The sequence below is a fragment of the Fibrobacter sp. genome (assembly GCA_012523595.1).
Lineage (GTDB): Bacteria > Fibrobacterota > Chitinivibrionia > Chitinivibrionales > Chitinispirillaceae > JAAYIG01.
In genome coordinates this window covers 1-9622 of the sequence record JAAYIG010000190.1, presented here as the reverse complement: position 1 = coordinate 9622, position 9622 = coordinate 1, and the positions used below count along the sequence as shown (strand labels likewise).

The following is a 9622-nucleotide window of genomic DNA, read 5'->3' as shown; positions in this document are numbered from 1 at the left end:
TTCAGGATGGTATTTCTGATTAACTTAACAGAAAAGGCCTGGTTGTTACGGTTCGCAATGAGATCGTTTTTTACAGATGAAGATTGATCACCTACGGATCGCACTATGAATACCTCGAATGTTTTCCCCGGAATATCATCACCTGCAATTGCGTCAGGAAATCCCCTGGGCTGTGGTGGTGGTTTTGTTCCCATGGGCAGTTGTAACGGGCTCCCCTGGTATTTACCTTTTAAAACAGGTTCACCCCAAATATCAAAAACGCTGTGAACTGTGAAATTGGAACCGGATTCAATCATATTATCCAAATTTACAGATACATAGTCATTTTTATTCCAGTTGTAAACAATTACATCTATTCTGCGAGGATCGTATCTGTTCGGATGCAGAACAGTTTTTGTTCCGACTGGGAGCTTATTTGAAAAGACATTGTTTGGGAATTCATTGGGGTCTGGTCCAATCTCATCGCCAAAGAAATGGTTGCCCTTTAACAATGATATAATCTCCAGGTATTTTAACCTCCTGATGTCAACCATTCTTCTTTTGAGGCAACTGTACGAGCGAAGCGTCTTTACTCGACTTAGTAAATAATATATTTGATATATTACTAATGCAACTATTTCTGTTTCTCTTACCTTTCTATTTACTTAATCATATCTTCTCCCACTTTTCAGATTTATAAACTTTGGAAAATCAGGAAACAATTGCTTAAAAGGTCTCTATTTTTCAGACGCGAAATAGCATGCTCTTAATTTATTTCCCGTGATATTTTTAACTATTACCATGAAGTCAAATGACACGAAAATAACGAGCTTGCAAGAATCAAGGCAGGAAACTGGCTATGCGATCAAACAATTGAATCAAATTAAAGTCATTAAATTAGACCAGATACTTTTAGCAACCTGTTTTTGTCACCCCGTTTCTTTCAGGGTATGAAGCCCAATAGCGCAGTACTGTTTCTATTGAATTATTTTATCCTCAGGCAACAAAAACAGGTAATCCGCAAAGATACACAACCTGGTAAGGCCGAGTGCTGAACACCTTACCGTCAATAAGAAATCGCTCTATTTCCCCGACACTTATTTCCCGTTTAAAGCATCCAGCACCTGGTAATAAGTATCTTTTTTCTGGTTATTATTGAAAAGCAACGATTGAGAACTCGAGCCATTACATAGCGAACCATTGAAATAATTCAGCCACGATTCACTGTCGTTAATTCCCCAGAAAGTTATAGCAACACATTTGGGCTGGTTTACGCAATATTCGGTGATATCATGGTACAACTGCAGTTGTTGCTGCTTTGTGACCATGTTGCCGCAGAGATTGATATCCCACTCGGAAATCAACACTTCAAGACCCAGATCTGCATAGTACTGCATATTATCTCTCACCATATCCGCTGTGGGAATGTTGTTTGGAGGTCCGATATGCATCTGAAAACCAATACCATCTATAGGAACTCCGTTTTCAACCCATTCCTTTACCTTTTGGCGTGCAAACCGCGATTTGTCGTTATCAGCGTCAATACTGTAATCATTGTAATACAGTTTCATGTCTTTCATGTTGTGGTTATCCGCGTATTCTCTGGCTATTTTGAAAGCCAGCTCAATGTAATCGGGCCCTATCTGGCTATAAAATACAGAATTTCTCATGCGCGCGTTGCCGGAACCATTATCATTGTCAGTCATAAAGGCTTCGTTAACCACATCCCATGCGTAAACTTTATTTCCGAAATGACCCATAACCTTTTCGATATGATTTTTCATTATACCAAGCACCCTGTCCCGACCTCGTGCCTGATTTACCCATCCCGCCAGTTGGCTGTGCCAGACAAGACAGTGACCCTTGACCTTTATCCCATTCTGCTGTGCCCAGTTTACGATGGCATCAGCCTGGGAAAAGTTAAACATATTTTCACTTCCCTCAACATTCTGCCATTTCATATCATTTTCAGGGGTCACATAGTTAAAGTCACCCGATACTGTGTTATTAAGACGATTTGTTGATACCGCAGTCCCGATCAGGATATTACGGTTTCCACATGCACCCGCTGCCTTAAGAGTTGTGGCATTGCAAACCTGAGGTACTATTGAGTCCATGTAAATAGTCGTGTCCAACAGGGTGTAGGAACTCAATGGAACCTTTTTTTCATAATAGCCGCTTTTCTTCGCGACCAGGGTATCAACAGCCGGAGCCATAGACTTGGCAAGCCGGAAATTTCCCCCTGCCTCAGAGCCTGATTGCTTCAGATATAAGTCTTCCCCTATCTGCATAACCGGGCAGGTATAGGTTTTACTGTCAACGGTAATGCTCAGTATGTTAATCCCGGAAGCAAGATACGGCAGTGTAATTTTTTGAGTCAACGGATTAAAATCGGTAAAATCCATAGAAAACAGTTGTTTTCCATTTCCTGAAAAAACAGAGACTTTTCCGCTTTTCATCACTGAACCCGAATTAAAAATCAGATCTCTGCCCCTCAGCCGGAATTTTGGTGCCATCGCGGGTGATTCATTCATATTGATGGCCTTTACCGGGGAAATCAGGGAGAATTTTCCATCTGCATCTGTTGTTGATGACAGGCTGGATTCTATCTTCAAAGTCAGGGAGACATCTTTGAGAGGTCCGCCGCCGGTTTTCATTACGGTTCCGGTAATTTTAACATCAGCAGCTTCTGATATCAGGATACTGCAAAGCACCGCCAATACAGAAAGACATGTCCGTTTCATCTTTGGCCCGTCCTTTTTTTTCAAAATGTTTATTACTTGTTGAGCAATATTGTAAGTATAATGGAATATTTGATATTTTTCACAGAAATGATGAAAAGTTTTGACTTCTGAATATCACCTGTACCGGGGGGCACCCCTGAGCCTTTTACAGAAGCATTCCACCAGCCTTACGTTCCCTGATTTATTTTGTAAGACTTACTCTCAGGAGAGGTGCCCGAGTGGTTGAAGGGGGCGGTCTCGAAAACCGTTGAACCGGGCAACTGGTTCCCAGGGTTCGAATCCCTGCCTCTCCGCTTAAGAAGATAGTGAAGAAAGAGAACTGATACCCATTCAGTATATACTTTTTCGCCGGCCATCCTTTGCTCGGCAGGTATAATTAAAACTATTGGAGGGTTCATGAGAAAAGAGATCGTCTCCCTTTCTGTCCTTATCTTCTGCTTTTCCACCTTCTCCCAGGTGCTCAATACCGGCCAGACCATGAGACTGGGATCATTCTCCCTTACGGCATCACCACTCGCCTATTTTGACAACGGCTCCCTTCCTGATCCCGGTTTTCACGCCATGTTCGGCATAGGACTTCCCGGTAAACTCGATCTCAGTTTCAATGCCAACTTCAGGCATGGAAGGAACCCTCTTTTCGGTGCGGATATAGAATGGGGAATCCTTTCCGGTTTCCCCTCATTTTCCTTTACCACAGGGATCCATGGATTCAATTATGCCGGGATTGACCTGACTGCAAACCTTACTTTCCCGATACGACAAGTAGCTGCCATCTACGGCGGTTTTGACAGTGACATTGACTTTGCAGATAGCAGGGTAAGAATACCGGTCTGGGGGTTCGGAGGTGTGGAGGTCAGTATCAAACGGGCATTCAAGATTATGATGGAACTGGACATCGCAGCCTCTAAACCTGCTTAACATATAATGGCCATTGGAATTGCGCTGTTTTTCTGAGTCTCCCCTCTGCTGTCAGGTAAAGCGTTAATGCCGGCTTTCCATTTCGAAGTTTACAAAATAACCTTTACCTGATATCACTGATTTTAACTCTGTAAATCCTGTCATCGGCTTTCTCCGGCCTGCCTCTCCCATCCCTGTTACTTGTCCCAAAATACAGGTACCCTCCATTGACATTGAGCGCCCGCAGTCTCCCCAGACCGGTAAAGAACTTCTCCTCACTGCCGTCTGTCAGATTTATTCTTCTTAACTGCTGCCCCCGTAAACCGGTGATAAAAAGATACCCATCCGCTGCCACACATGATGCGGGTGCGAGGGTAAAACCTGTATAGCACCGGAACGATGGCACCTTGTCACATGTTTCGGGCCATCCGTATTCCCCTCCCTTTTCCACTATGTTTACTTCATCATGACGTATCGGGCCATGATCTGTGACATATAAGAATCCGTCACTCCAGTCAAACCCCTGAGGATCTCTCAAACCATAAGCGTAAACATAGTTGCCAAAAGGATTGTCGGATGGAACCGAACCATCTCTTTTCATGCGTAAGATCTTCCCGCCCAGACTTCCGATATCCTGAGAGTTTTGCTTCTCACCTGCATCACCGGTACTTGCATAAAGGAGTCCATCCGGCCCGAACCTGAGCCCTCCGCCATTGTGAATCTCACCGGCGGGGATATTGTCCAGAAGAACACGTTCGTCTGTGAGAGTATCGTTGAGTGTAAACCTGGAAATCCGGTTTACAAGCGAACCATTTGCGCTGTAGGTATAATAGACATAGATGAATCTGTTTTTCAGAAACTGCGGATCAACCGCTATTCCTGAAAGCCCGGATTCTCCCTCCTCTTTTGCACCGATCCTCCCGACCAGATTCACTGCACCATTTTTAACAGTCTTTACATTTCCTTTCCGTTCTGTGAATATCAGCGTACTGTCCGGAAGAAAAGCGATTGCCCAGGGGGTATCGAGATTCCGGGCAACAAGCTCAAGTTTATCCGTCGGGCTCTGAGAGTAAGTATCTAAAGATACAATCACAGCCATCGTAAAAAACGCCAAGAGTCTTTTGCACATACACTGCCTCCGGAAAACTAAGCGGCAATCTTTATTCCTGTTCTTTAATCGGGGTCGGAATCGGAATCGAAAATTTCATGCCGGGTTTTGTAATTGGGGATCTGGTGTTCTATTTCTAAATGATTGGTATATCACTATGCTCGTTTCCCAAAGCCGGGGAAAGAAAAATTCATTGTGTCATCTCTGGGGTGAAAGCGTAACTTAGGCGATTAAATCAAAGATTCATCCCGCAGGTGAATTAGTGACGTGAGGCACTATCCAAAAGATGACCATCGAAGATGGATCAGCGCACCACTTAAAAAGAAAAAGATAGTCCGTCCCCAATTTTACTTAATCGATTTAGTTAAAAACTAAGATTTCCCCTAAAAAACTCATCAAAATTCCAAACCAAACGATACCGATTCCGATACCGACCCCGAACCGGAATCACAGTTACATGTCTTTATCTCTAAAAACCTTAGTATCTGTCTTAAAACCGTAGTAGCAGCAGAAAAACCATCGACCATAACCTTATTATCAAAAACCAGGAAAAGGAAATTCATTGTGTCATCTCCGGGGTGAAAGAATGATTTAATCGATTAAGTCACTAATTCACCCCGCAGGTGAATTAGTGACATTAAACACCGTCCAAAACTGATCATCAAAGATGGATCAGCAAACCACTTAAAAGTAATAAAATAGTCCGTCCCCAATTTTACTTAAACCTTAGTATCTGTTTTAAAACCTTAGCAGCAGCAGAAAATCCATCGACCAATAAACCTTATTACCTTATTAACAAAAACCACGAAAAAGAAAATTATTGTGTCACCTCCAGGGTGAAAGAATAACTTAATCGGTTAAATTATAGATTCACCCCGCAGGTGAATTAGTGACGTGCGGCTCCTTCCAAAACTGAACATCGAAGATAAATCAGCACTCCCCTTAAAAGTAAAAACATAGTCCGTCCCCAATTTTACAAACCAAACGATACCAATTCCGATACCGACCCCGAACCGGACAACATGCACCCACCCCCCGAAGCCATCTTTTACGCCGCCAGAGGATAGATTTATATTGAATACTCTGCAATCCAGGTCATAAATGCAAGGATAATCATGATAGAATCTCTTAAACCTTTTTATAATAAGGTTCTCCGTCCATTCGCCCTGATGCTTGGAAAACTTGGAATTCATCCCAATCACATCACTATAGCCGGCCTTCTCCTGTTCGCGATCGCAGCATGGCTATGCAGCACAGGATCATGGAAAACTGCACTTATTCTGGTAATCTGCGGATCACTGTTTGATGGCCTCGATGGGGTGCTGGCCAGAGAAACAGGTAAAAAATCGATTTTCGGGGGCATACTCGACTCCAGTTGCGACCGCCTGACCGAAATCGCCCTCTTTTCCGGACTTCTTCTTTACTATCTCAAAAACCCCTCAGTGAACTACATGGAAATAATCCTCTGCTTTACAGGTATAAGCGGATCTGTGATGGTCAGCTATGTGAAGGCAAGATGCGAGGGAGGAGGGATCCAGTGCAGCCGCGGAATCCTCCAGCGCCCCGAACGCCTCATACTCTTGTCAATTGGACTGCTGGCCGGGCCCTCATCGATGTTCTGGATTCTGCTTATTATCTCGGTTCTGGCCGCTGTGACAACTGTGCAGAGATTAATCGAGGCTGCAATGCAGTGCAGAAAAAAACTGGCCCAAAAATCCCCCGAAAGTGCTTTCTAAGAGTTTTGATCCGAATTTGTATGTTTAGCGCTGCAGCTATATGTTAAATTAATTTAAAAAAGATTTCTCCCCGGGGACTCATCAAATGACACACTGGACAGTTACTCCGGGAGGATACCATTTTTCCAGTAAGGAAAGGTCGAAACAGGATTTCTCCACAGAGAATCATCGAAATGTCATATCAGACTAATACTCTGGAAGGAAACGTATTCCCCATTCAGGGAAAATTCAAGTGACAAACTTGATTTTTACTTACCTGAATCTCATTAATTGTATTTGATTCAGAAAACTGTACCGGTAAATTTTTCATGCCGAATAATTCCAAATCTTTAAAAATCAAACTTGCAGGCGAAGCTGGCTGCGGCGTGTCCACATCAGCCGGGATTCTGATAAAAACGGCTGCAGAGATGGGCTTTTACACATCACTGTTTAAAAGCTTCCCTTCCAGTGTCCGTGGAGGTTACTCCCAGGCACTTATTACTATTTCCACAGAAAAAATCATCTCTCCAGTATCTGCTTTTGACATCCTTTTTTTGCTTGACGAAAAATATCTGGATCATGAAATCCATGGCCTCAGAAGATCCGGTGCAGCACTTATCATTGAGTCCAACTCTAAAAGAACAGATCTCCTGAAAGAAAAAGGTATTACATTTTACCCCGTCCCATTCGAAAAGCTTTCTCCAGATTGCGGTTCATCTCTTGTGGTAAGATCCTGCCTTGCGATGGGAATGATCTCATTTATCGCCGGCTTTTCATTGGATCTCACACTTTCAGTTCTTGAAAAAAGATTTACAGAGAAACCACACTCCCTTGAATCGTGTATCAAAGCTCTTAACCTTGGATACTCCTGGGCTGAGAAGAACCTGAACCAGATCAGGTCGAATATCACTGAAAATCTTTCCAGTAAATCAGAAAAACAGGTAATTGTCACAGGGAATCAGGCTATCGCCATGGGGGCTGTTTCCGCAGGCTGCCGTTTTTTCGCCTCATACCCCATTACCCCTGCAACACCCATCGGTGAGTATCTCTCAAAAACACTCCCTTCCATTGGAGGAGTCGCATACCAGGCCGAAGATGAGATTGCGGCGATTGGTTCTGTTGTGGGAGCATCCTTTACCGGCGCCAGATCCATGACAGCTACATCAGGACCCGGCCTATCACTGATGCAGGAATTTATTGGTTATGCCTCGATGGCAGAGATTCCGGTGGTAATTGTGGATGTGCAGCGGGGTGGCCCATCCACTGGTATGCCCACAAAGCCCAGCCAGGAGGATCTTATGGCTGCTGCTTTCGGCGGACATGGTGAAGGGCCCAGAATTGTGATCGCGCCCACAAGCACTCAGGATTGCATCAATACCACCATTGAGGCATTCAGGCTTGCAGAAAAGTATTTTTGTCCTGTAATAATTCTAAGCGACAGTACACAGGGTTTGACAGAAGAAACAATCGACAACCCCTCACTTGTCAACTTCAACAACATGCCTGAAAGACCCCGGCTTCCATTCCGGGTAACCGGGCTGGAACACAACAAAAACTTTGCCCCTTCTGAGAATCCTGAGATCAGAACAGAACAGGTAAAAAACCGGTTCCAGAAAATCAATGATATCGAATCCGAAAACCCATCCCTTCTGGAATGGGACCTCGAGGAGGGCAAAACACAGGATTATGATATGACAATCTCAGCATGGGGAAGCACAGTTCCTGCAGTTAAAGAGGCGGTTATTGCTTTAAGAAATCAGGGATACCGGGTCGCTGCAATGTATCCAAAACTGCTGTTTCCTCTGTGTAAATCTGCTGTCATTAAACTGGCCTCGATGAGCAGAATTGTTTTTGTCCCTGAGTTAAATTTTACCGGCCAGTATTGCAGTCTGATAAGAATGTATACAGGCGAAAACCCGGTTTCTCTGACACATTACAGTGGTGAGCCATTTACTCCTGATTATCTTACAGAGATGATCCTGGAAAAATTAACAGTACAGGCAAAGACAGTTGGAAATGGATAATTTCAAAAGAAACGATTACCTCAATGACCTCAAACCATCCTGGTGCAAAGGATGCTCTTTCTATGGAGTCCTTTCCGCACTCACCAGGGCCCTTGCCTCACAAAGTACCGATCCGTCAAAGGTAAATATCATCTCAGGCATCGGATGCTCCTCAAGAATGTCGTTGTACATGTCAACACGGGCGATGCATACGCTTCATGGACGGGCGATTCCTGTGGCAATCGGAGCACGTCTTGCCAATCCGGAAAATCCTGTGATAGTTATAGGCGGCGACGGGGACCTCTTTTCCATCGGAGCAGGTCACTTTCTCCATGCAGCCCGGATCAATGCAGATATTACAGTAATCTGTCTGAACAACAGGATGTATGCAATGACCAAGAACCAGTCCTCCCCTACATCTGCAAAGGGGCATACAGGCTCCCTTACCCCTTTCGGCAAAGAGAGCATCCCCCTTAACCTTCCAGATCTCGCCATGGCCGGCAACGCCTCCTTCATCTCACGAACATTTGCCGGCTCATCTGTGCACATGCAGGAGATGTTTTCAGAAGCATTTTCACACCAGGGCTTTTCTTTTGTTGAGGTGATCACTCCATGCCTTACATTTGATAAGAAAGAAAGCCTCTCCAGGCTATCTAAAAGGATTGTTGATATCAACAGAGATTTGCATCACGATCCCTGCAACAGAGAGGAGGCAATCAAACTGGCTGAATCTGCGATGGATTATGACAGTGATCCTTCTGCGAAAGTCGGTGTGGGGGTATTCTGGAGCTGCAGTACCCAGTAGACATTTCCCTTCATAATCGGCATCGGTATCGAAATCGACAAATATACAATTCATCAACGCTTCATGCCTTAGTGACCATCCCCCGTTCGCCTTCGTACCCATACTCACAATAATCCGGTTTTTTTCTGATTACACAGGTTTCCTGCAAAAACAGGTCGCAATCAATTTAATCACAAAAATCACAATTTACACTCTTACCTAAATCGGACGATTCTTTAGCAAAATTTATTTTGCCTATTCAAAAAACCTTTTTACAATGTCATTAAAAGAATATTTCAGAATTTATCTGGTAGAAATCGCCTGCTCCCTCAATCTTTTTTATTTTTAACGATCAAACCCCACATCAAAACCAGCACAACTTGACTAAAGGT

General features: G+C 43.9%; 8 protein-coding genes and 1 tRNA gene. 5 read left to right on the top strand and 4 right to left on the bottom strand.

Going from position 1 to position 9622, the window contains the following annotated elements:
- Both GX089_12700 and GX089_12695 read right to left on the bottom strand, forming a co-directional pair.
- The coding region (locus GX089_12700; GenBank protein NLP03348.1) for a hypothetical protein at nucleotides 1-533 on the bottom strand (533 nt) is incomplete at its 3' end.
- 543 nt (nucleotides 534-1076) lie between these two features.
- Nucleotides 1077-2723: a hypothetical protein gene (locus GX089_12695; GenBank protein ID NLP03347.1), complete on the bottom strand. Its 1647-nt coding sequence runs from the start codon at nucleotides 2721-2723 to the stop codon at nucleotides 1077-1079.
- Nucleotides 2724-2927: 204 nt separating this feature from the next.
- Here GX089_12695 and GX089_12690 point away from each other — a divergent pair.
- A tRNA-Ser gene (locus tag GX089_12690) sits at nucleotides 2928-3016 on the top strand.
- A 103-nt stretch (nucleotides 3017-3119) separates the two neighbouring features.
- A complete protein-coding gene (locus GX089_12685; GenBank protein ID NLP03346.1) occupies nucleotides 3120-3641 on the top strand; it encodes a hypothetical protein in 522 nt (173 codons plus the stop codon).
- A gap of 103 nt (nucleotides 3642-3744) precedes the next feature.
- On the opposite strand, the gene GX089_12680 is transcribed toward GX089_12685, so the two are convergent.
- Together GX089_12680 and GX089_12675 are read right to left on the bottom strand one after the other, a co-directional pair.
- Nucleotides 3745-4749, bottom strand: coding sequence for a PQQ-dependent sugar dehydrogenase (locus GX089_12680; GenBank protein ID NLP03345.1), 1005 nt, complete (start codon nucleotides 4747-4749; stop codon nucleotides 3745-3747).
- A gap of 374 nt (nucleotides 4750-5123) precedes the next feature.
- The gene (locus tag GX089_12675) at nucleotides 5124-5291 is read right to left on the bottom strand and encodes a hypothetical protein (protein NLP03344.1); all 168 of its coding nucleotides are present in this window, start codon (nucleotides 5289-5291) and stop codon (nucleotides 5124-5126) included.
- A 552-nt stretch (nucleotides 5292-5843) separates the two neighbouring features.
- Between GX089_12675 and GX089_12670 the strand changes: the two genes are divergently transcribed.
- From GX089_12670 to GX089_12660, 3 genes are all read left to right on the top strand, one after another.
- Complete coding sequence (locus tag GX089_12670) at nucleotides 5844-6464, top strand: CDP-alcohol phosphatidyltransferase family protein (protein ID NLP03343.1); 621 nt, start codon at nucleotides 5844-5846, stop codon at nucleotides 6462-6464.
- Between the two features lie 308 nt (nucleotides 6465-6772).
- Nucleotides 6773-8467, top strand: coding sequence for a 2-oxoacid:acceptor oxidoreductase subunit alpha (locus tag GX089_12665; GenBank protein NLP03342.1), 1695 nt, complete (start codon nucleotides 6773-6775; stop codon nucleotides 8465-8467).
- Nucleotides 8460-9251 carry a 2-oxoacid:ferredoxin oxidoreductase subunit beta gene (locus GX089_12660; protein NLP03341.1) on the top strand — a complete coding sequence of 264 codons (792 nt, stop codon included), beginning with the start codon at nucleotides 8460-8462 and terminating at the stop codon, nucleotides 9249-9251. Before GX089_12665 ends, GX089_12660 begins: the two co-directional genes overlap by 8 nt.
- The last annotated feature ends 371 nt before the right edge of the window (nucleotides 9252-9622 follow it).

What these genes read in the sequence shown, in the direction of transcription:
- GX089_12695 (NLP03347.1), bottom strand. Translation starts at nt 2,723, where the DNA reads ATGAAACGGACATGTCTTTCTGTATTGGCGGTGCTTTGCAGTATCCTG.
- GX089_12685 (NLP03346.1), top strand. Translation starts at nt 3,120, where the DNA reads ATGAGAAAAGAGATCGTCTCCCTTTCTGTCCTTATCTTCTGCTTTTCC.
- GX089_12680 (NLP03345.1), bottom strand. Translation starts at nt 4,749, where the DNA reads ATGTGCAAAAGACTCTTGGCGTTTTTTACGATGGCTGTGATTGTATCT.
- GX089_12675 (NLP03344.1), bottom strand. Translation starts at nt 5,291, where the DNA reads ATGAATTTCCTTTTCCTGGTTTTTGATAATAAGGTTATGGTCGATGGT.
- GX089_12670 (NLP03343.1), top strand. Translation starts at nt 5,844, where the DNA reads ATGATAGAATCTCTTAAACCTTTTTATAATAAGGTTCTCCGTCCATTC.
- GX089_12665 (NLP03342.1), top strand. Translation starts at nt 6,773, where the DNA reads ATGCCGAATAATTCCAAATCTTTAAAAATCAAACTTGCAGGCGAAGCT.
- GX089_12660 (NLP03341.1), top strand. Translation starts at nt 8,460, where the DNA reads ATGGATAATTTCAAAAGAAACGATTACCTCAATGACCTCAAACCATCC.